We start from the raw sequence: 20853 nt of genomic DNA on the forward strand, positions 1-20853 counted from the left end.
TAAGGGTGGAGGTACGACACAGTCGAGGAAAGGCCCCACGGTGATCAGCATCCCGACGCACACGCTCAACGACGGCACCACGCTCCCCGCCGTCGGCCTCGGTACCTGGCCGATGAGCGACGCCGAGGCGGAACGCGCCGTCTCCGAGGCCCTCGGCCTGGGCTACCGCCTGGTCGACACGGCCACCAACTACCGCAACGAGTCCGGAGTGGGCCTCGGTGTCTCCCGCAGCGGAATCCCCCGCGAGGAGGTGGTGGTGACGACGAAACTGCCGGGCCGCCACCACGGGTACGAGGAGACGCTCACGTCCTTCGAGGAGTCCCGTCGGCGCCTCGGCCTGGAGTACGTGGACCTGTATCTGATCCACTGGCCGCTGCCCCGCGTCGACAAGTACGTCGACTCCTGGCGCGCCATGATCAAGCTCCGCGAGGACGGTCTGGTCCGCTCGATCGGCGTCTCCAACTTCACGCCGCAGCACATCGAGCGGCTGGAGAAGGAGACCGGGGTCCTGCCGTCCGTGAACCAGATCGAGCTGCACCCGTTCCTCCCGCAGGAGGAGCTGCGCGCGTTCGGCACGGCCAAGGGCATCGTCACCGAGAGCTGGAGCCCGCTCGGCCGCGGTTCGAGCCTGCTCGAGGACCCGGTCGTCATCACTGTCGCCGAGGCCTTCGGCGTGACGCCCGGCCAGGTGGTCCTGCGCTGGCACACGCAGTTGGGCGCGGTCCCGATCCCGAAGTCGGCCGACCCCCAGCGGCAGCGCGAGAACCTCGACATCTTCGGGTTCACCCTGGGCGAGGCCCAGCTGCACGCCATTGCCGACCGCGCCCACCGGCGGCTGGGCGGGGATCCCGAGGTGCACGAGGAGTTCTGAACCGCGAGGGCGGTACCGCCGATTCCACGCCGACTTCGATCATTCGGGCCCCAACCGCCGTTCCGGGCCCCTATGTTCACGGCGGTACCCGATCTTCGTCCCTCGTCCTGGAAGGTCTCCGCATGCGCAACGCGCTCCGTACCGCCGTCGTCGGGGCGGTCGTCTCCGGCACTGTCCTGACCTGCGGCTCCGCAGGCGCCACCCCGCCGGGCCCGGGGGTGACCGCGCGGCTGATCAGCCAGACCACCGTCGGGGACACCGACTACGTCCTGCGGGAGATCACCGTTCCGCCGGGCCAGGCCACCGGCTGGCACTACCACGACGGCCCGGTCTACGGCTTCGTGCAGCAGGGCACGCTCACGCACTACCACTCGGACTGCGCCCAGGACGGCGTGTACCGCAAGGGCACCACCGTCCGTGAGCCGGGCGGCCCGAGCGATGTGCACATCGGCCGCAACGAGGGCACCAAGCCGCTGGTGCTGGACGTGCTCTACGTCCTGCCGCACGGCGCGCCGTTCTCCGAGGACGTGCCGAACCCGGGCTGCTCGTTCGAGTGATCAGGTCGGCCGATGACCTGGTCGGCCGATGACCAATCGGTCAATGATCAGTCCGGCAGCGGCTGTTCGGCCCAGATCGTCTTGCCGCTGCCGGTCTGCCGGCTGCCCCAGCGCTGGGTGAGCTGGGCGACCAGCAGCAGTCCGCGGCCCCCCTCGTCGAAGGCGTGCGCCCGGCGCAGGTGCGGCGAGGTGGAACTGCCGTCGGAGACCTCGCAGATGAGGGTGCGGTCGCGGATCAGACGGAGTTGGACGGGCGCTGTGCCGTACCGGATCGCGTTGGTGACCAGTTCGCTGACGACGAGTTCGGTGACGAAGGCAGCCTCGTCCAGGCCCCAGGCCGTCAGCTGTTCGGTGGCGGCCTGCCGGGCGGCGGCGACCTGGGCGGGGTCCGGTTCGATGTCCCAGGTGGCGATCCGGTCGGCGCCCAGGGCGCGAGTGCGGGCGACGAGGAGAGCCACGTCGTCGCCGGGCTCCTCCGGCAGGACGGCCTTCAGGACGGTGTCGCAGAGAGTGTCGAGGGTGTCGGTGCGGGCGCTGAGCGCGCGGCACAGTTCGGCGGTGGCGTGGTCGACGTCCCGGTCCCGGTCCTCGATCAGACCGTCCGTGTAGAGGGCGACGACGGAGCCCTCGGGCAGCTCCAGTTCGACCGACTCGAAGGGCAGACCGCCGACGCCGAGCGGCGGTCCCGCGGTCATCTCCACGAGGTGCGCGGTGCCGTCGGGCAACAGGACCGCGGGCGGTGGATGGCCGGCGGCGGCGAGGGTGAGACGGCGCGACACCGGGTCGTAGACGGCGTAGAGACAGGTCGCCCCGAGTTCGGCGACCTCGTCGCCCGCCTCGTCCGAGCCCAGGTGGGTGACCAGGTCGTCGAGGTGGGTCAGCAGTTCGTCGGGCGGGAGGTCCACGTCGGCGAGGGTGCGCACGGCCGTGCACAGGCGGCCCATGGTGGCGGACGAGGCGATGCCGTGGCCGACCACGTCACCGACGACCAGGGCGACCCGGCTGCCGGACAGCGGGATCACGTCGAACCAGTCGCCGCCGATGCCGGCCAGGGATCCGGAGGGCAGATAGCGGTGGGCCACCTCGACGGCCGCCTGTCCGGGCAGGCCCCTGGGCAGCAGGCTGTGCTGGAGGGCCAGCGCGATGGTGCGTTCGCGGGCGAAGCGGCGGGCGTTGTCGACGCAGACGGCGGCCCGGCTGGCGAGTTCCTCGGCCAGGACGCCGTCGTCGGCCACGTAGTCGTCGGGATGGCCGATGCGGACGCCGACGGCGACGCCCAGCGTGGTGCCGCGGGCGCGCAGGGGCACCGCGAGCATGGAGTGGACGCCTTCGCGGTAACGCCGTCCGGCGGGTTCCTGCGCGTTGCGCTGGGCGACCCAGCCCACGAACTCCGGCTCGCCCGCCTGGCTGATCACCGCCCGCCCCTCCCGCAGCGCCCGCACGGGCGGCGAGGCGGCGGGATGGACGTCCGCCTCGCCCAGGTGCACGACGGCCTCGGGCGTGCCCTCGGTGACCGAGCCGTGGGCGACCCGCCGCAGCACGACCTCGCCGTCGGGCACCTCGGGGGGTTCGTCCGCCCCGAGGACCCAGTCGAGCAGATCGACGCTGGCGAAGTCGGCGTACCGGGGCACGAGGAGTTCCACAAGTTCCTCGGCCGTGCGCACCACGTCCAGGGTGGTGCCGATGGAGGTGGCCGCCTCGTTCAGCAGGGCCAGCCGCTGCCGGGCCCGGTACTGCTCGCTGCTGTCGAAGGCCGCGAGGGCGACCGCCGTCAGCTCTCCCGACGGCTCCCGTACGGGCCACATCTCGATGTTCCAGGAGTGCTCGCGGTTGCCGGACGGCTCGCCGGTGTAGCTCTCGTAGCGGACCGGTCTGCCGGTCTCGGCCACCTCGCGCAGATGGCTCAGGAATCCCTGGCTGTGCTCGGCGTCCTCGACGGTCTCGGGGAAGTGCCGGCCGAGCAGTGCCTCCTCCGGTACGCCCATGACCTGGCAGGCGATGCCGTTGAGCCGCAGATAGCGCTGGTGGGTGTCGAAGACGGACATCGACATGGACGCCTGCTCGAAGGCCCGGTCGGCCAGAGTCGCGGGCGCCGGGGACCGGGCCGTGATCACGTGACCGCCCGGTGCGCCGTCCGCGCCGAGCACGGCGCAGGCGCTGAGCGCGATCCGCACGGACGAACCGTCCCGATGCCGGAGCACGACCGTCCCGTTCAACGCGGCCACGGCCTCGGGCGCGGGTTCCTCGGCGAGCAGCTCCCGCGCCGGCCGCCCCACGGCTTCCTCGGCGGGGTACCCCGTCAGCAACCGGGCACCCTCGCTCCACCCGGTCACGATGCCCCGGGCATCGACGATCGCCGCAGCCGCGGACGCGTGCTCCATATCCCTCAGGATGGTTGCTTTGTCCCACCGGTACAACCGAAACGGAGGACCGGCGAGGCCCTCCGTTTCGGCGACGTCACGCCTTGTGCGCGCGCAGGGCGGCGAGGGCCCGGTCGGCGTGGGTGTTCATCCGCAGTTCGCTGCGCACGATCTCAAGGACCGTACGGTCCTGGGCGATGACGAACGTGGCCCGCTTGGTCGGCACCATGGTGAAGCCGCGCTTCACGCCGAACAGCTCCCGGATCGTCCCGTCCACGTCGGACAGCAACGGCATGCCGAGGGTGTGCTTGCCCGCGAACTCCTGCTGGCGTTCGACCGAGTCACCGCTGATCCCCACGGGCCGTGCGCCGACGGCCGCGAACTCGGCTGCCAGATCCCGGAAGTGGCAGGCCTCCGCGGTGCAGCCCGCGGAGAGGGCGGCCGGGTAGAAGAAGAGCACGATCGGTCCGTCGGCGAGCAGGTCGGACAGGGTCCGTGGCGTGCCCGTCTCGTCCGGCAGCTCGAAGTCCTCGATCTTGTCACCGACGTTCAGGCGGTCGCTCACGATTGTCCCTCCGCGTTCTTGGCCACACTGCGCGCCCATAGTACGAGGGGCACTTGGAGCGGCAGCCGCCCGATCGCCGCCGCCTTGAGCGGAGCGGGGCGGTGCCGCCAGTCCACGGCCATCTTCACGTTCGCCGGGAACACGCCGACGAAGAGCGCGGCGGTGGCGAGCGCCGCGGTCCTGCGGGTGCGCGGTGCCAACAGACCTGCGGCGAGGGCGAGTTCGACCGCGCCGCTGGCGTACGTCCATGTTCTGGGCGTGCCCGGAAGGGACTTCGGGACGATCATGTCGTAGGGGCGTGGCGCGGCGAAGTGGGTGACGCCTGCGGCGGCCATCAGGCCGGCGAGCAGCAGGGGCGAGCGTGGGGACCGGGGCACGGTTCCTCCTCTGGAGTCCTGCCGGGCGATGTTACCGGAGGGTAAGAGGAGCGGTGTGGGCGGTGCCTAGCCGCGGCGGTTGTGGGTGCCGGGGGTGTAGCCGAAGGAGCGGTGGAAGACGTCGATGAAGGCGCTGGTGGAGGACCAGCCGCAGCGGTGGGCGACGGTGGTGACAGGGGTGTCGTCGGCCAGCATGCGCAGGGCGTGGTAGAGCCGGGACTGGGTGCGCCACTGCGGGAAGGTCATGCCGAACTCGCGGCGGAACAGCCGGCTGAGGGTGCGTTCGCCGGCTCCGGTCGCGGCGCCGAGCGCGGCGAGGGTGCGGGGGTCGGCCGGGTCCGCGTGGACGATCTCGCACACGGCGGCCAGCCGCGGATCGCTCGGCGTGGGCAGCCGCATCGGCTGCTGCGGTGAGGCCCGCAGCTGGTCGCGCAGGACGGCGAGCAGACGGCGCCGTTCCGGGGTGTGGGCGTCGGGGTCACGGGTGTAGGCGAGGATCAGTTCGCGCAGCAGCGGGCTGACGGCGAGCACGCTCGGGGCGTCGAGTCCGAGCGGGTTGTCGTCGGCGGGCAGTCCGACCAGGTGCAGGTCGAGGTGCCCGTGGGCGCGGTGCGCGTGCACGGTGCCCGCCGGGACCCAGAGGGCGCGGGTCCCCGGGGCGAACCAGGTTCCGGCGTCGGTGGTGACGGCCAGGACGCCCGACCCCGCGTAGACGATCTGGTGCTCGTCGTGCCGGTGGGCGTCGATGATCTCGCCGGCGGCCAGGCTGCGGGCGTGCGTGGGCGCCTTCGGCAGGTGGTGCACGGGTAGCGGGAGGTCCGCACGGGGACCCTGATCGGAGTCTTGGCGGGCGTTCGACACAATCAGGCAGATTATCGGAAGCGAGCCACACCGCAACGTCGGGACGATCGAAGGGTGCCCACAAACCGGAACCGCCCCCTCACCCTGCTGACCCTCGGTCACTCCTGCGTCGACGTCTACCAGGGGGCCGTCGCCGCGCTCGTGCCGTTCTTCGTGTCGGAACGCGCCTACTCCTATGCCGCCGCCTCCGGGATCGTCCTGGCCGCCTCCCTCCTGTCGTCGGTGGTCCAGCCGCTGTTCGGCGCGCTCACCGACCGCCGGCCCATGCCGTGGCTGCTCCCGCTCAGCGCCCTGACCGGCGGCACCGGCGTCGCCCTGTGCGGGGTGGGCGACTCCTACGCGCTCACCCTGGCGGCGGTCGCCGTGTCCGGGATCGGCGTCGCCGCCTATCACCCGGAGGCGGCACGGGCGGCCCGCGCGGTGTCCGGGAGCGGCAACACGGGGATGGGCTGGTTCTCGCTGGGCGGCAATGTCGGCTTCGCGGCGGCGCCTCTCCTCGTGGCGGCCGTCGTGGCCACCGGAGGCCTGCGCGCCTCTCCCCTGCTGGTCGTCCCGGCGGTCGTGGGGGCGGCCCTGTGCGCGGCGGCGGTGCGCTCGTCGCGGAGCGAGGCGGGAACCGCCCGTAGGACGAAGGCATCCGGCACCGACGACTGGCCGTCGTTCCTGCGGCTGACGGGTGCGATCGTCTGCCGCTCGATCGTCTTCGTCGGCCTGAGCGCGTTCATCTCGCTCTACGTCCGTCAGCGGACCGGCGGTGGCGAACTGGCCGGCACGGCGGCGCTGTTCGTCCTCTACGGGGGCGGTGCGCTGGGGACGGTGGCCGGGGGCCGGCTCGCCGACCGGTACGGGCGGGTCTCAGTGGTCCGGCGGTCGTACGCGGCGACCGTCCTCGCCGTCGCCGGGGTGGTCCTGGTGCCGGGGCCGGCGGTCTTCCTGTTCGTCGCGCTCGCCTCGGCGGGCCTGTACGTCCCCTTCTCGCTGCACGTCACGCTCGGCCAGGACTATCTGCCGCGGCGCGTGGGCACCGCGAGCGGAGTGACGCTGGGTCTCACCGTGAGCGTCGGGGGCCTCGCGACGCCGGGCATCGGGGCGCTCGCCGACGCCACGTCCCTGCAGACGGCGCTGCTTCCCCTGATCGTGCTGCCCGCGCTGGGCGGGCTCCTGCTGGCGGGCCTGCGCGAGCCGGCCGCCCCGACTCCGGCGCCGGTTCCGTCGCGCCGGTCCGCCACACAGGTGTGAGGGTCAGGCCTGGGCGACGGCGGGCTGGTCCGTGTCCTCGTCGACGGCGTGGGCGAGGAAGTCGTCGACCATACGGTGGAAGAGCGTGGCCAGCTGGCGCAACTCCTCCGGCGACCAGTCGGCCAGGGCCAGCTGCATGCCGCGCGAACCTGCGTCCCGGACGCGGTCTATGGCCTGCTGCCCCTTCTCGGTGAGCTCGATGCGCTGGGCGCGGCGGTCGACCGGGTCGGGGACCCGGTCGACGTAACCGGACTTCTGCAGCTGCTGCACGGTGCGGGTGACATGGGACGCCTCCACCCCGAGCCGGTTGGCCAGCTCCCCGGGGCGCAGCGGCTCCGAGTCGGCGACCTGCCGCAGGAGCGCCACGGCGGCGCGGTCCAGCGGGACGCCGGCCAGTGCCATCAGGCGCTCGTGCTGCCGGGACCGGGTGCTCAGGTAAGTGATGCGGGTGAGCGCGCGCTCGATCTCGACCACTTCCTCCGACGCGGGTGTGTCGGGGACTTCGGGGAGCGGTGGTGTGGGCATGCGATCCACTTTACCATCTTGTTGCGTAACTCAAGTAATCTGCCGCGCGGGCCACCGCTCCCCCTCGACTCAGCCCTCGCCCACCGCGGCCTCCACGCGCACCGCCTCTTCCCAGGCCGCCCCCGTCGCGATCGCCTGCCGCCACTGCCGGATGACCTTGGGCGGCATCCCGACCGAGAGCACGCCGGCCACCCGCTCGCCGGTGCGGTACGCGGCGACGAACCGGCGCTCGGCCAAGTCGCCCTCCACCACGGCGACTTCGTCGTGCCCGCGCAGATGGCCGTACGCCTGGATCTTCATGTCGTACTGGTCGGACCAGAAGTACGGCACCGGGGCGAAGGGCTTACGGGCGTCCCGGCGGAGCAGGTTGCGGGCGGCTGCCATGCCCTGTTCGGCGGCGTTGGTGCGGTGCTCGATCCGCATCGAGGTGCCGAACAGGGGGTTGTACCAGCGGGCGACGTCGCCCGCCGCGTACACGTTCCAGGCCGCCTCGCAGTACTCGTCGCAGACGACACCGTCGCCCAGCGGCAGGCCGCTGCTCTCCAGCCACTCGGTGTTGGGCCGGGAGCCGACGGCGACGAGGACCTCGTCGGCCTCGACGATCCCGCCGTCCGCGAGCCGCACGCCGTCCTCGGTCACCTCGCTGACGCGCACCCCGCAGCGCAGGTCCACGCCCCGGTCGACGTGGGCGCGGGTGAGCAGCTCGCCGACCCGCGTCCCGACGGCGTGCGCCAGCGGCACCGGGGCCGGTTCGAGGAGAGTCACGTGCGCGCCGAGCCGCCAGGCCACGGCGGCGGCCTCCGCACCGAGGAAGCCGGCGCCGACGATCACCAGCCGTACTCCGGGGCGGAGTTGCTCCCGCAGCGTCAGGGCGTCGCCCAGGGTGCGCAGCACGTGCGCGCCCTCGCCCGGAAGCCGACGCGGCCGTACACCGGTGGCCAGGATCAGTCCGTCGTAAGGCACTTGGGTGCCGTCCGCCAACCGCACGACCTGGTCGGCGAGTTGGAGACCGGTCGCCGCCACGCCGAGGCGCAGGTCGAGGTCGAGCGCGGCCAGGTCGGCGGCGGGCCGCAGCGTGAGCCGCTCGGGCTCCCACTCGGCGGACAGCACCTGCTTGGAGAGCGGCGGGCGGTCGTACGGGGCGAGCGGTTCGTCGCCCACGAGGGTGAGCGTGCCGTCGTAGCCCTCGCGGCGCAGCGTCTCGGCCGCCGCCAGTCCTGCGGCCGAGGCACCGACGACGACGATCCGGTCCAGGGTCACCGCTCCACCAGACGGATCGCCGCGGCCGGGCAGACCGCCACGGCTTCCCGGACGTCGTCGAGGAGTTCGGGACCGGGCGTGTCCTCCAGCAGGATCGCGATCCCGTCGTCGTCCTGGTCGAACACGTCCATCGCGGCGACCACACACTGGCCCGAGGCGACACACTTGTCGGCTTCGAGTTCCACCTTCATGGAGTTCCCCTTCATCACACGTGGTTCTTGTGGGTCTGCGGGACGGGCACACCGTCACCGCGGTCTACGGGAAGGGCAACGGTCACCAGGCGACGGGCAGTTCGTGGACGCCGTAGATGAACGCGTCCTCCTTGAAACGGACGTCCTCCAGGGCGCCCGCCAACTTCAGCGTGGGGATGCGCCGGTAGAGGGTGCCGTAGACGACCTGGAGTTCCATCCGGGCCAGCGGCTGGCCCAGGCACTGGTGGTTGCCGAAGCCGAAGGCGACATGCCGGCGCGCGTCGCGGGTGATGTCGAGCCGGTCGGGGTCGGGGAACACGTCGGGGTCCCGGTTGCCGATCTCGTTGACCATGATGACGCCCTCGCCGGCCTTGATGACCTGGCCCGCGATCTCGATGTTCTCGGTGACCGCTCGGCGCCTGCCCAGGTGCGTGATGTGCAGGTAGCGCAGCAGTTCCTCGACGGCGGAGGCGACGAGTTTCGGGTCGTCCGTCTCGCGCAGCAGGGCGAGTTGGTCGGGGTTCTGCAGGAGGGCGAGGGTGCCCAGGGCGATCATGTTGGCGGTGGTCTCGTGCCCCGCGATCAGCAGGAGCAGCGCCATTTCCGTGGCCTGCTGGTGGTCGATCTCGTCGGCCTCGATCCGCCCGGCGATGCTCGACAGCAGATCGTCCTTGGGCTCGGCGAGCCGCTGCCCGATGACACCGGCGAGGTACATGGCCACCTCGCGGCTCGCACGTCCCCGCTCCTCGGGAGAGGCGTCGCGGTGGACCATCGTCTTGGTGTGGTCCTGGAAGAAGGCGTGGTCCTCGTAGGGCACGCCGAGCAGTTCGCAGATCACCAGCGAGGGGATCGGCAGGGCGAACGCCTCGACGAGGTCGACCGGCCCGGGGCCGGCCAGCATGTCGTCGATGAGGTCGTCCACGATCCGCTGCACGGCGGGCCGCAACGCCTCCACGCGCTTGATGGCGAACGGCGCCGTCACCATCCGGCGCAGCCGGGCGTGTTCGGGGTCATCCATCATGATGAAGCTGAGCTTGCCTTCGCCCGCCTCGGGCGAGGCCTTGGTGGGGTAGCCGGGTTTGTCGGTGTCCGCGCTGACCCGGGAGTCGCCCAGGATCGCCCGCTGTTCGGCGTACCGGGTCACGAGCCACGGCTCGCTGCCGTCCCACAGCCGCACCTTCGTCAGCGGCGTCTCAGCCTGGAGGTCCTTGAGCCCGGGCGGCGGGTCGAAGGGACAGCGGCCCGAACGGGGCATCGGGAACTCGGGGACGGCGTGCGGCACTTCGGGCACGGGTCCGGCCAAGGTGTCGGCCATGGTTCTCCTCGGTGGTGGGGGGCTCCGGTCGGGGCGGAGCGCCGGGGTGAAGTAGTCGAGGCCTCGATGAGCACATGCAAACAGAGCGGACTGACGGCTTCCGGTCAGTTGCCTGACAGTAAGCTGACGTGACCTGGATCACAGGGCCGGTTGGGACATTCCGAGTTGACGGGCGAGGTGCACATGAACACATCAACACGCTTGCGCGGTAAGGGAGTTGAAAAAGAACCCACGAAACCGAAGCGACACCGCACACGCCCCTGAACAACCACGGCACCACCCGCCACGAACACCGCCGCGACTCCGTCCGGCGACCAACCGCCGTTTGCTGTCCGGCGGCTCAGGCCTCCGCGTCGGGCTCCCCGAGCCAGTAGCCGAAGCCCCTGCGGGTGCGGATCAGTGTCGGGCCGTCCCGGTCCACCTTGCGGCGCAGCCGGGAGACGAGTTGCTCGATCGCGTTGTCGCCGCGGAAGTCGCCCCAGACGTACCGGCCGATCTGCTCCTTGGACAGCACCCGGTGGGCGTTGACCAGGAGATGGCGCAGCAGCCGGTACTCGGCGGGCGTGAGGTCCAGCTCCCGCGTGCCGCGCCGCGCCTGGCATCGGGCGTCGTCCAGGGCCAGGTCGCCGTAGGTGAGCAGGTTCCCCCGGTGCGCGCCGGGGGCGGTGCCGCGCAGCAACATCTGGATCCGGGCCAGGACTTCGGCCACCCGGAAGGGCTTGGTGACGTAGTCCTTCGCGCCGAGGCCCAGCTCGGGCAGGAGCTGTTCGAGGGAGTCGTAGGCGGTCAGGATGAGCACGGGTGGGCGGTGACTGACCGGCGGGCGGCGCACCCGGGCGAGGCTCGGCACGTCCGGGAGGGTGGCGTCGAGGACCACGAGGTCGTAGCGGTACTCGGTGGCCCGCGCCATGGCCTCGGTCCCGGTGGCGACCAGACTGGTCCGGTATCCCGCCAACTCCAGCGTGGTCGAAAGGAGTTCGGCGAGCGACGGTTCGCCGGCGACGATCAGGACATGCTGCCCGGATCCGCGAGCGAGGGCCGGTTTCTCGCTGGTTGCGCCGTCGGGTGACGAGGGAGGCATGGGGCTCACCCTACCCTTCTGCTTGCCTAACTCAAGTAAATCCCATCCATTGCTTGACTCAAGTAATCTATCTGTGCTTGCCTGACGCAATCAAACCGATCCGTCATACGGGACCATGTCCCTGTCGGACAGGGGCCGTCCGAGCGGAGACGGCCCCGCGCGCCCAGCCCCACCCCGAATGCGGGGCACGGCGCGGTCTCGGGCCCGGCGCAGGTCTCCCCGGCCTGCGCCGGGCCCATGGACGCGGTACTTCCCCGCTCGCTGCTCGGCTGTCCCAGCCGCCCTCCCCCGGCCGAGCGACGGTTCGGCGCCGTCCGCATGCGGACGCGCCGCACCTTCACGGGACATCCGAGACGCACGACGGGACATGCCGATGAAGAACTCCGTACGAGCCGGGCTGGCCGGGGTGCTCGCCTTCGGGACGCTGGCCGCAGTGGTCGGCCTCGCCCACCGCGACAACGGCGATCCGTCTCCGCCGAAGGGGCCGTACGTCGCGCTGGGCGACTCCTACACCGCGGGCCCGAAGATCCCGGACCAGCACGGTGTGCCCGCCGGCTGCGACCGCTCCGACCGCAACTACCCGACGCTGGTGGCCCGCCGACTCGCCCTGCCCGCGGCCCAGTTCAAGGACGTCAGCTGCACCGGCGCGACCCTCTCCGACCTCACGGCGGCGCAGACCACCGACGACGGCACCAACCGGGCCCAGCTCTCGGCCCTGTCCGCCCGGACCCGCCTGGTCACCCTCGGCATCGGCGGCAACGACATCGGGTTCGCCTCGACGGTCGAGCAGTGCGTGACGCGGGGCATCCTCTATTTCGCCATGGGCGGCGGCGAGTTCGCGGGCGGGGACGCCCCGTGCCGCAGCCGGTACGTCTCCGACGACACCGACAAGGTGCGGGAGAAGATCGACGCGGCCGGCCGCCGACTGTCGCGCACGCTGGGCGAGATCGAGCGCAGGGCGCCCGAAGCCCGCGTCTACGTCGTCGGCTACCCGGCGATCCTGCCGGCCAGGACCTCCGGCTGCGCCCGCGCGATGGGCCTCGCCCCCGGCGACGTGACCTACCTGCACGAGAAGCAGCAGGAGCTCAACACGATGCTCCGCAAGCGGGCCGAGGCGGCGGACGCGCACTACGTCGACACGTACACCCCGTCCGTGGGGCGTGACGCCTGCGCGGCACGCAACGCCCGCTGGATCGAGCCGCTGGTTCCGCAGGCATCCGCCGCTCCGGTCCATCCCAACGAGCGTGGCGAGCGGGGCATGGCGGAGGCGGTGCTGAAGGCGGTCGGCGCCTCGGACTGAGGCGCCGGTCATCAGACGTCCGGCCTCAGCGTGTCGGCCCCACCGGCGCCGTCCACATGCCGACGAGGGCGTCGACCAGGCCCGTGGCCGCGTCGTGCCAGTTGGCACGAGGGGTGGGGGTGTGTTCGGCGATCGCTCGTTCGCGTTCGGCGGGGATGTGCATGATCAGGTGGCGGGCCATCTCCCCGCGCTCGGCGCGCACTTCGGGCGGCAGCTCGGGCAGACAGGCGCTCAGGCCGTCGATGATCTGGCGCAGGGACGGGGAGGAGAGGGACTCCTCGACCAGGATCTGGTGGAGTGCCGGGTCGGTCATGATCTGGGCGCAGAACCTCGCGTACCAGGTCGTGCCGCCGAGGTCGGCGAGGTGTTCGGGGATGGGACGGACCAGGCAGTCGACCCAGTCCCGGACGCTCGGGTCGTCGCCGATCCCGGCCAGCAGCCGGGACCGGATCTCCTCGGTCCGCGCCGCGTGCTTGCGGACGATGGCGCGGACCAGGTCCTCCTTGGTGCCGAAGTGGTAGCCGACAGCGGTGTTGTTGCCCTGCCCTGCGGCCTCGCTGACCTGACGGTTGGACACCGCGTTCACACCACGCTCGGCGAACAGCCGCTCGGCGGCGGTCAGGATCAGCTCCCGGGTCGCGTTGACCTGCTCCGCCCGTACCGTCCTGCCGGCCATGCTCAGCTCACCACCGCACCGGGACTTCGCTCAGCCCGCCGACGGCCAGTCCCTCGAGCCGTCGCAGGTCCGCCGCCGGCGCGGCGAGTTCCAGCGACGGAAGCCTACGCAACAGCACGTCGAGGACGGTGCGCAGCTCCGTGCGGGCCAGCGACTGCCCGAGACAGGAACGGGATCCGGCGCCGAAGGCCAGATGCGGGTTGGGGCTGCGGTGGAGGGTCAGCTCCCCGGGCGTGTCGAAGGCGGTCTCGTCGCGGTTGGCGGCGGCCATGCTGCACAGCACGGTCGTGCCGGGTGGCAGGACAGTGCCGGCGACCTCGGTCTCCGCGTCCAGGTACCGGGGCAGTCCGATGCCGGGATCGGCGTCGAAGCGGAGCACCTCCTCCACCGCGAGCGGCACCAGGGACGGGTCGGCGAGCAGCCGTTCCCAGCGGCGCCGGTCGGCGAGCAGCAGGGCGACCATCTTGCCGATCATGCTCGCGGTGGTCTCGTGGCCGGCGAGCAGCAGCGCCTGGCCTGTGAACACCAGTTCCCGCTCGGACAGGCGGCGGCCGTCGGAGTCCCGGGCGACGACGAGCGCCCCGAGCAGATCGGGGCCGGGTGCGGCTCGCTTGGCCCAGACGTGGGCGGCCATGTAGTCGACGAAGTCGTCCTGCGCCCGGTCGACCTCCTCCTGCGTGTACCGGGTCAGGTTGAGCAGCGCGTCGGACCAGTGGGCGAACCGGTCGCGGTCTGAGTCGGGGATGCCGAGCAGGTCGCAGATCACCCACACCGGGAGCGGGAAGGCGAGGTGGGCCCCCAGGTCCGCGGGGTGGCCGTGCGCGACCATGTCGTCGACGAGCTTCTCGGCCATCGCCTCGATCCCGGGGCGCAGCGACGCCATGCGCTCGTCGGTGAACCACGCGCCCACCATCCGCCGCCATCGCAGGTGCGCGTCGCCGTGGTCGGGGATGGCCCTGGCCATGTCGCTGTTGAACACCCCGCCCGTCTCGTCGTCGGCGATGCGGGCCGCGTCGTCCGCGTCCAGCACCCGGCGCAAGCTGTCGTCGGAGAGCATCCGGCGGACGTCCTCGTAGCGGGTCAGCAGGGTCGCGGGGTCCCCGCTGGGCAGGGTCACGTGGGCGACGGGGCAGCCCTCGCGCAGCGCGGCCCACTCGGCGGGCGGCTCGAGCGCCGTACTGCCGTGCATCGGATACCTCAGGGTCTGTCGGTCCTCGGCTCGGTACATACGCCCTCCCTCGATCCGGCGGTCGCTGCACGCCCAGGCAAACGGAGCGGTTAGGGTAAGTCAAGCGCCTGACTTAAACTGTGGCCTCGCCGCCCGGCGCCGCACGATCCCCGTCACCTCTGCGCCACCCCCGTCACGACCCCTTCGGAGGCACACCCATGGCCGACGCTCCAGCCCTACCCGCGGACCCGGAGGGTTCTGCCGCGCCCCGGCCGAACGCCGTGGTGGCGGTGCTGGCCTTCGCCGGGATCGTCGTCGCGCTGATGCAGACCCTGGTCATCCCGATCGTCCCGGAACTGCCCAAGCTGCTGGACGCGCCCGCGTCGGACACCGCCTGGGCGGTGACGGCCACACTGTTGGCCGCCGCCGTGGCGACGCCGGTGGTGGGCCGGCTCGGCGACATGTTCGGCAAGCGCCGCATGCTGCTGATCAGCGTCGTCGTACTGATCGTCGGCTCGCTCATCTGCGCGCTCAGCGAGTCGCTGGTGCCGATGATCATCGGCCGCGCCGTCCAGGGCCTGTCGGCCGCCGTGATCCCGCTGGGCATCAGCATCATGCGGGACGAGCTGCCGATCGAGCGGCTGGCCGGGGCGACGGCGCTGATGAGCGCCTCCCTCGGGGTGGGCGGCGCGCTCGGTCTGCCGACGGCCGCGCTGATCGCGGACCACTTCGACTGGCACGTGCTCTTCTGGAGCTCGGCCGGCATGGGCGTGGTGGCGCTGGTCCTGGTCGTGCTGTTCGTACCGGAGTCCGCGGTGCGCTCGGGTGGCCGCTTCGACGTGGTCGGCGGTATCGGCATGGCGGCCGGCCTGGTGTCCCTGCTGCTGGCGATCTCCAAGGGCGCCGACTGGGGCTGGACCAGCGGCACCACGCTCGGCCTGCTGGCGGGCGCCGTGGTCGTGCTGCTCGCGTGGGGCTTCTACGAACTACGCACCACCGCGCCGCTGGTGGACCTGCGCACCACCGCCAAGCGCCAGGTGCTGGTGACCAACCTCGCCTCGATAGCCATCGGCTTCTCGATGTTCGCGATGTCCCTGGTGCTTCCGCAGCTCCTGCAGTTGCCTGAGCAGACCGGTTACGGCCTCGGCAGGTCACTGCTGACCGCCGGTCTGGTCATGGCCCCGTCCGGCCTGGTCATGATGGCCTTCGCGCCGGTCTCCGCGGCCGTCTCCAAGGCCAAGGGCCCCAAGGTGACGCTGATGATCGGCGCGCTGATCGTGGCCGCCGGCTACGGCCTGAACATCGTGCTGATGTCCGAGGTCTGGCACCTGGTGCTGGTGTCCTGCGTGATCGGCGCCGGCATCGGCTTCACGTACGGCTCGATGCCCGCGCTGATCATGGGCGCCGTGGACCCGTCGGAGACAGCAGCCGCCAACAGCCTCAACACCCTGATGCGCTCGATCGGTACGTCGACCGCGAGCGCCATCGCCGGCGTCGTCCTGTCCCACATGACGATCAGCCTGGGCGGCATCGCCGTGCCGTCCGAGACGGGCTTCAAGACGGTCATGGCCATCGGCGCGGGCGCGGCCCTGCTGGCCTTCGCCGTGGCCTCGTTCATCCCGCCCCGCCGCCCGGTCGCCGCAGCTCCCGCGGCGCCCACGGCCACGGAACCGTCGGCCAGCGCGTCCTCGGTGGGCTGACCCGCTCCGAGGGCCGCGGGCAGGGTCCGCGGCCCTCAGGCCGATTCTCCGCGGGTCCGCAGCAGGCTCACCCCCGCCCCGAGCGAGACGGCACCCATGCCCACGCTCGTGAGCACGCCCTGAGCGCCGTCGACGACGAACGGCGCGGCCGCGGCGACGACGAGGTTGAACAGGAAGAGGAACCAGAGCACGGGCCTCGACGCGAGCAGGGGCTTCATCGGTGTTTTCCTCCGCTGGTGGACGGTTCGTACGTTCGCCACCAACCCTTCCGTCGCGGCTGCCGCGCTTCGAGGGAGTACGTGCCCCAAGCGATGGTGGAGCCGGCTCCACCATCCCGGCTCCACCGTCCCGGACCTGCCCTCGCACTCAGGTATGACGTGGGCTCGGTCCGTACTGCGTTCTCAGTAGGCCCGATTGTCGGCAGCCGCACGACGACGCGGCGCCCCCGCCCCGGGAGCCTGGTCAGGTATCCGAGACCAGATGGGGAGACCTCCGTTTCATGGCCACTTTCCTGTGCCGACTGGGCCGACTGGCATTTCGTCGGCGCCTGCTCACCGTCCTGTTGTGGGTGGCGGTGCTGGTGGGTGTCGGCGCCGGCGCCGTGACCGCGCCCGCCGCCGAGGACCAGAACCAGACCATGCCCGGCATCGAGTCGCAGCAGGCGTTCGACCTGCTGGAGCAGCGCTTCCCCGGCACCGAGGCCGACGGCGCGAGCGCCCGGGTCGTCTTCGTCGCCCCCGCCGGGCAGAAGGTGACCGCGGCCGGTCACCGGTCGGCGATCGAGGCGTTCGTGAGCGAGGCGGCCGACGGTTCGCAGGTCTCCGGCGCCGTCGACCCCTTCCGGGCGAAGGCGGTGAGCGAGGACGGCACCACCGCGTACTCGACGGTCTCCTTCACCGAGAAGGCCGACGACCTCACCGACACCGCCAAGCGGCACCTGCAGACCGCCATCGACCGGGCCCGCGACACGGGCCTGACCGTCGAGGTCGGCGGCACCGCGCTGGCGAGCAAACCGGCCGCGGGCGGTGCCGCGGAAGCCATCGGCATCGGCATCGCCACCGTGGTGCTGCTGATCACCTTCGGCTCGCTGGCCGCCGCCGGGCTGCCGCTGCTGACCGCGGTGGTCGGCGTCGGGATCAGCATGGCCTCGATCCTCGCCCTCGCGAGCGCGTTCGGGCTGTCCTCGACCACGGGCACGCTGGCCACCATGCTGGGGCTCGCGGTGGGCATCGACTACGCGATGTTCGTCGTCTCCCGCTACCGCGAGGAGCGGGCGGGCGGCCACGCGCCGCAGGAGGCGGCCGGCATCGCCGCGGGCACGGCCGGATCCGCGGTCGTGTTCGCCGGACTCACGGTGGTCATCGCACTGGCCGGTCTCTCGGTGGTGGGCATCCCGATGCTCACCAAGATGGGCCTGGCCGCGGCGGGCGCGGTCGTCCTCGCGGTCCTGATCTCGCTGACCCTCGTCCCGGCGCTGCTCGGCTGGTGGCCCAACGCCGTCCTCGCCCGCTCCGCCCGCAGGAGGGGCCGTATCAAGAAGGCGGACGCGGAGAACGGCGGCAGCCGCTGGGCCCGCTTCGTGCTGCGCCGACCGGCCACCGTGCTGCTGCTCAGCGTGGTGGGCCTGGGCGCGCTCGCCGTACCCGTGCTGGATCTTCAGCTGGGCATGCCCGGCGACGAGGTCAAGTCGACGTCCACCACCGAGCGGCGCGCCTACGACGACCTCGCCGAGGGCTTCGGCCCCGGCTTCAACGGGCCGTTCACGATCGTCGTGGACGCCAGGGGCGCCGACGATCCCGAGGGTGCCGTACGGACGATCTCGGAGAAGATTGCCGGCGAGCGGGGTGTCGTGTCCGTCTCGGCGGCCCGCTTCAACCAGGCGGGCGACACCGCGGTGTTCTCCGCCGTCCCGGCCACGGGCCCGAGCGACAGGAAGACCCAGGACCTGGTCAACGCCATCCGGGCCGACCGACCGGGCATCGACTCCACGACCGGGGCGACCTTCAAGGTCACCGGCACCACCGCGGTCAACATCGACGTCTCCGAGAAGGTCCAGTCGGCCCTGATCCCCTACCTGGCGGTCGTGGTGGGCCTGGCCTTCGTCCTGCTGCTGATCGTCTTCCGGTCCGTCCTGGTCCCCCTCAAGGCGGCCCTCGGCTTCCTCCTGTCGGTCCTCGCGGCACTGGGTTCGGTCGTCGCGGTCTTCCAATGGGGCTACGGCGCGGACCTGTTGGGCGCGCACGAGACCGGCCCGATCATGAACATGATGCCGATCTTCCTGGTGGGGATCGTGTTCGGTCTGGCCATGGACTACGAGGTGTTCCTCGTCGCCCGGATCCGCGAGGCGTACGTCCACGGCGACCGCCCCGACCAGGCCGTGACCTCCGGCTTCCGGCACAGCGCGCGCGTCGTCGTGGCCGCGGCGCTGATCATGATCGCGGTGTTCTCGGGCTTCATCGGGGCCGGTGAGTCGATGATCAAGATGATCGGCTTCGGCCTCGCGGCGGCCGTCCTGCTCGACGCGTTCGTCGTCCGGATGGCATTCGTACCGGCGGTTCTCGCGCTGCTCGGTCGGGCGGCCTGGTGGCTGCCCCAGTGGCTGGACAAGCTGCTGCCCACCGTCGACGTGGAGGGCGAGACCCTCACCCGCAACAGCCCTGCGGCACTGCCCACTGCCGAGCCGACCGTCCCGGAGTCCGCCCACGTCTGACCTTTCCCCCCGAGAGGGCCGCCCGTGCCACCGGCCACGGGCGGCCCTCGCCCGCCGTTCCTCACGGACATGGCCGACGATGGCTTTCAGCACCCGACCGGAGAGACGCGATGAGCATCCCTTGGCAGCGGTACGCGGACGAACACGTCCGCACCGTCGACACCATGACGGTGGCGCTCCTGTTCGCCGCCTTCCTCTTCGGCAGCGAGATCCAGATGCCCGGCGCGCACCGGCCCGACTCGGTGCTCGCGACCATCGCCCTGGCCGTCGTCTCCTGCGGGGCCCTGTTCTGGCAGCGCACCCACCCCCGCGCGGTCGTCACGGTCACCGCCCTCGGCGCCGCCTGCGCGGGCGCGCTGGGCCACCTGCTCACGCCGCTGGTGCTGGCGCCGGTCATGCTCGCGCTGCTGCGGCTGGCCGTCGCGACCGACCGCGGCACCACCCGGATCTTCTTCTTCGCCACCCTCTCCGTGGTGGTGGCCTCGGCCGTCGCCGTCGACCCGAACGACCATCCCTGGCCGCTCACGACCCTCGGCCCCGCCGCCTGGCTCCTGCTGCCCGTCGCCACCGGGACCACGGTCCGGATGCGCGGCGCCTACCTGGAGGCCGTCCAGGCCCGCGCCGAGTACGCCGAGCGCAGCCGGGAGGAGGAGGCCCGCCACCGGGTGGCCGAGGAGCGGATGCGCATCGCCCGCGAGCTCCATGACGTCGTCGCCCACCATCTCGCCCTGGCCAACGCCCAGGCGGGCACGGCGGCCCATCTGGCGCACACGCATCCCGAGCAGGTCCGGAAGATCCTCACCGACCTCGCCGGTACGACGTCGTCGGCGCTGCGCGAGATGAAGGCGACCGTGGGGGTACTGCGCCAGCCCGACGCCCCGGACGCGCCTCTCACCCCGAGCCCCGGCCTCGGGCAGCTCGCCGAACTGACGGACACGGTCGCCTCCACGGGTCTCACAGTCCGAGTGACCACGGAGGGTCCGCCCCGGCCGCTGACACCCGGCGTGGACCTGACGGCGTACCGCATCGTGCAGGAGGCGCTGACCAACGTCGCCAAGCACGCCGAGGCCCGGGCAGCGCACGTACGCCTGCACTACGGAGGCGACCAACTGACCATCACCGTCACGGACGACGGCACCTCCACCGCGCCCGCGACGCCCGCTCCCGGCCACGGCTTCGGGCTGATCGGCATGCGTGAGCGCGCCCACTCGGTCGGCGGCGCCCTCCAGGCGGGCCACCGGCTGGAGGGCGGCTTCGAGGTGACCACACGGCTGCCCCTGTATCCCACCGCTTCGTAGGGCGAGGCACGGCGACCATGAGACGACAGGAACGAACCCCATGACCATCCGCGTACTGCTCGCCGACGACCAGGCCCTGCTCCGGGCCACGTTCCGGATCCTCATCGACTCCTGCGACGACATGGAGGTGGTCGCCGAGGCCACCGACGGCGTCGAGGCCGTCGCGCTCGCCCGCGCCCACCGCCCCGACCTGGTCCTGATGGACATCCGCATGCCCGGCACCGACGGCCTCGCCGCCACGTCCACCATCTGCGCCGACCCCGAACTGGGCGGCACGCGCGTACTGATCCTCACCACCTTCGAGATCGACGAGTACGTCGCCCAGGCGCTGCGAGCCGGTGCGAGCGGGTTCCTCGGCAAGGACGTGACGGCCGACGAACTCCTGGACGGCATCCGGACCGTGGCCGCCGGCGAGTCGCTGCTGTCCCCGGCCGCCACGCGCGTGCTGATCGGCCGCTTCCTCATGACACCCGCACGGGGTGCGCAGCTCGCGGGCGCCGACGACCTCTCCCCGCTCACGGCGCGCGAGAGGGAGGTGATGACCTGGGTGGCCGAGGGCCACTCCAACGAGGAGATCGCCGGGAAGCTCTTCGTCAGCCCGCTGACGGTCCGCACCCACGTCCACCGCGCCATGACGAAACTGGGCGCCCGCGACCGCGCCCAACTCGTCGTCATCGCCTACCGGTCGGGCCTGGTGCAGGCACCGCCGGCCGCAGAGCGCTGACGCGGAGGCCCGCGGCGCAGGACGCGGAGAGGATCTCGCTCAGGTGCGGGACGAAGGCGGCGCCGTGCGGACCGA

General features: G+C 71.9%; 20 protein-coding genes. 8 read left to right on the forward strand and 12 right to left on the reverse strand.

Going from position 1 to position 20853, the window contains the following annotated elements; all coding sequences use genetic code 11:
• The first annotated feature begins 40 nt into the window (after positions 1–40).
• Positions 41–871 carry an aldo/keto reductase gene (locus ACWD5F_RS02190; protein WP_451250220.1) on the forward strand — a complete coding sequence of 277 codons (831 nt, stop codon included), beginning with the start codon at positions 41–43 and terminating at the stop codon, positions 869–871.
• 122 nt (positions 872–993) lie between these two features.
• Complete coding sequence (locus tag ACWD5F_RS02195) at positions 994–1428, forward strand: cupin domain-containing protein (protein WP_401724718.1); 435 nt, start codon at positions 994–996, stop codon at positions 1426–1428.
• Positions 1429–1475: 47 nt separating this feature from the next.
• On the opposite strand, the gene ACWD5F_RS02200 is transcribed toward ACWD5F_RS02195, so the two are convergent.
• The 4 genes from ACWD5F_RS02200 to ACWD5F_RS02215 all read right to left on the reverse strand — a co-directional run bounded on the left by ACWD5F_RS02200 (position 1476) and on the right by ACWD5F_RS02215 (position 5534).
• Entirely contained in the window at positions 1476–3809 is a 2334-nt protein-coding gene (locus ACWD5F_RS02200) for a SpoIIE family protein phosphatase (protein ID WP_451250222.1), read from the reverse strand.
• A 76-nt stretch (positions 3810–3885) separates the two neighbouring features.
• Positions 3886–4353 carry a peroxiredoxin gene (locus ACWD5F_RS02205; RefSeq protein WP_401724724.1) on the reverse strand — a complete coding sequence of 156 codons (468 nt, stop codon included), beginning with the start codon at positions 4351–4353 and terminating at the stop codon, positions 3886–3888.
• Complete coding sequence (locus tag ACWD5F_RS02210; RefSeq protein WP_451250224.1) at positions 4350–4730, reverse strand: DoxX family protein; 381 nt, start codon at positions 4728–4730, stop codon at positions 4350–4352. The genes ACWD5F_RS02205 and ACWD5F_RS02210 overlap by 4 nt, the downstream gene beginning before the upstream one ends.
• 66 nt (positions 4731–4796) lie before the next feature.
• Positions 4797–5534, reverse strand: a complete 738-nt coding sequence (locus ACWD5F_RS02215) for an AraC family transcriptional regulator (RefSeq protein ID WP_451250226.1) — start codon at positions 5532–5534, stop codon at positions 4797–4799.
• A gap of 111 nt (positions 5535–5645) precedes the next feature.
• Here ACWD5F_RS02215 and ACWD5F_RS02220 point away from each other — a divergent pair, with 111 nt between their 5' ends.
• On the forward strand, positions 5646–6830 hold the full coding sequence (locus ACWD5F_RS02220) for an MFS transporter (protein ID WP_451250228.1): 1185 nt from the start codon (positions 5646–5648) through the stop codon (positions 6828–6830).
• Positions 6831–6833: 3 nt separating this feature from the next.
• On the opposite strand, the gene ACWD5F_RS02225 is transcribed toward ACWD5F_RS02220, so the two are convergent.
• From ACWD5F_RS02225 to ACWD5F_RS02245, 5 genes are all read right to left on the reverse strand, one after another.
• The gene (locus ACWD5F_RS02225) at positions 6834–7355 is read right to left on the reverse strand and encodes a MarR family winged helix-turn-helix transcriptional regulator (RefSeq protein ID WP_451250230.1); all 522 of its coding nucleotides are present in this window, start codon (positions 7353–7355) and stop codon (positions 6834–6836) included.
• Between the two features lie 69 nt (positions 7356–7424).
• Positions 7425–8609, reverse strand: a complete 1185-nt coding sequence (locus ACWD5F_RS02230) for an NAD(P)/FAD-dependent oxidoreductase (protein WP_451251011.1) — start codon at positions 8607–8609, stop codon at positions 7425–7427.
• Between the two features lie 2 nt (positions 8610–8611).
• Positions 8612–8806 carry a ferredoxin gene (locus ACWD5F_RS02235; protein WP_451250232.1) on the reverse strand — a complete coding sequence of 65 codons (195 nt, stop codon included), beginning with the start codon at positions 8804–8806 and terminating at the stop codon, positions 8612–8614.
• Between the two features lie 82 nt (positions 8807–8888).
• Positions 8889–10121 (reverse strand): cytochrome P450, encoded by a 1233-nt coding sequence (locus ACWD5F_RS02240; RefSeq protein ID WP_451250234.1) that lies wholly within the window; start codon positions 10119–10121, stop codon positions 8889–8891.
• Positions 10122–10461: 340 nt separating this feature from the next.
• Complete coding sequence (locus tag ACWD5F_RS02245) at positions 10462–11202, reverse strand: response regulator transcription factor (protein WP_451250236.1); 741 nt, start codon at positions 11200–11202, stop codon at positions 10462–10464.
• 373 nt (positions 11203–11575) lie between these two features.
• Here ACWD5F_RS02245 and ACWD5F_RS02250 point away from each other — a divergent pair, with 373 nt between their 5' ends.
• Entirely contained in the window at positions 11576–12502 is a 927-nt protein-coding gene (locus tag ACWD5F_RS02250) for an SGNH/GDSL hydrolase family protein (RefSeq protein WP_451250238.1), read from the forward strand.
• 25 nt (positions 12503–12527) lie between these two features.
• Here ACWD5F_RS02250 and ACWD5F_RS02255 read toward each other — a convergent pair whose 3' ends face one another.
• Together ACWD5F_RS02255 and ACWD5F_RS02260 are read right to left on the reverse strand one after the other, a co-directional pair.
• Entirely contained in the window at positions 12528–13178 is a 651-nt protein-coding gene (locus ACWD5F_RS02255; RefSeq protein WP_401724748.1) for a TetR/AcrR family transcriptional regulator, read from the reverse strand.
• Between the two features lie 7 nt (positions 13179–13185).
• Positions 13186–14406, reverse strand: a complete 1221-nt coding sequence (locus tag ACWD5F_RS02260; RefSeq protein WP_451250240.1) for a cytochrome P450 — start codon at positions 14404–14406, stop codon at positions 13186–13188.
• 158 nt (positions 14407–14564) lie between these two features.
• On the opposite strand from ACWD5F_RS02260, the gene ACWD5F_RS02265 reads away from it, so the two are divergent.
• Positions 14565–16046 carry an MFS transporter gene (locus ACWD5F_RS02265; protein ID WP_451250242.1) on the forward strand — a complete coding sequence of 494 codons (1482 nt, stop codon included), beginning with the start codon at positions 14565–14567 and terminating at the stop codon, positions 16044–16046.
• 35 nt (positions 16047–16081) lie between these two features.
• Here ACWD5F_RS02265 and ACWD5F_RS02270 read toward each other — a convergent pair whose 3' ends face one another.
• Positions 16082–16264, reverse strand: a complete 183-nt coding sequence (locus ACWD5F_RS02270) for a hypothetical protein (protein WP_401724756.1) — start codon at positions 16262–16264, stop codon at positions 16082–16084.
• A 281-nt stretch (positions 16265–16545) separates the two neighbouring features.
• Here ACWD5F_RS02270 and ACWD5F_RS02275 point away from each other — a divergent pair, with 281 nt between their 5' ends.
• The 3 genes from ACWD5F_RS02275 to ACWD5F_RS02285 all read left to right on the forward strand — a co-directional run bounded on the left by ACWD5F_RS02275 (position 16546) and on the right by ACWD5F_RS02285 (position 20778).
• Positions 16546–18756: an MMPL family transporter gene (locus ACWD5F_RS02275; protein ID WP_451250244.1), complete on the forward strand. Its 2211-nt coding sequence runs from the start codon at positions 16546–16548 to the stop codon at positions 18754–18756.
• 110 nt (positions 18757–18866) lie between these two features.
• Positions 18867–20054: a sensor histidine kinase gene (locus ACWD5F_RS02280; protein ID WP_451250246.1), complete on the forward strand. Its 1188-nt coding sequence runs from the start codon at positions 18867–18869 to the stop codon at positions 20052–20054.
• Between the two features lie 40 nt (positions 20055–20094).
• Complete coding sequence (locus tag ACWD5F_RS02285; RefSeq protein ID WP_451250248.1) at positions 20095–20778, forward strand: response regulator; 684 nt, start codon at positions 20095–20097, stop codon at positions 20776–20778.
• Positions 20779–20853 lie beyond the last annotated feature (75 nt).

Source organism: Streptomyces sp. NPDC002499 (assembly GCF_053595415.1).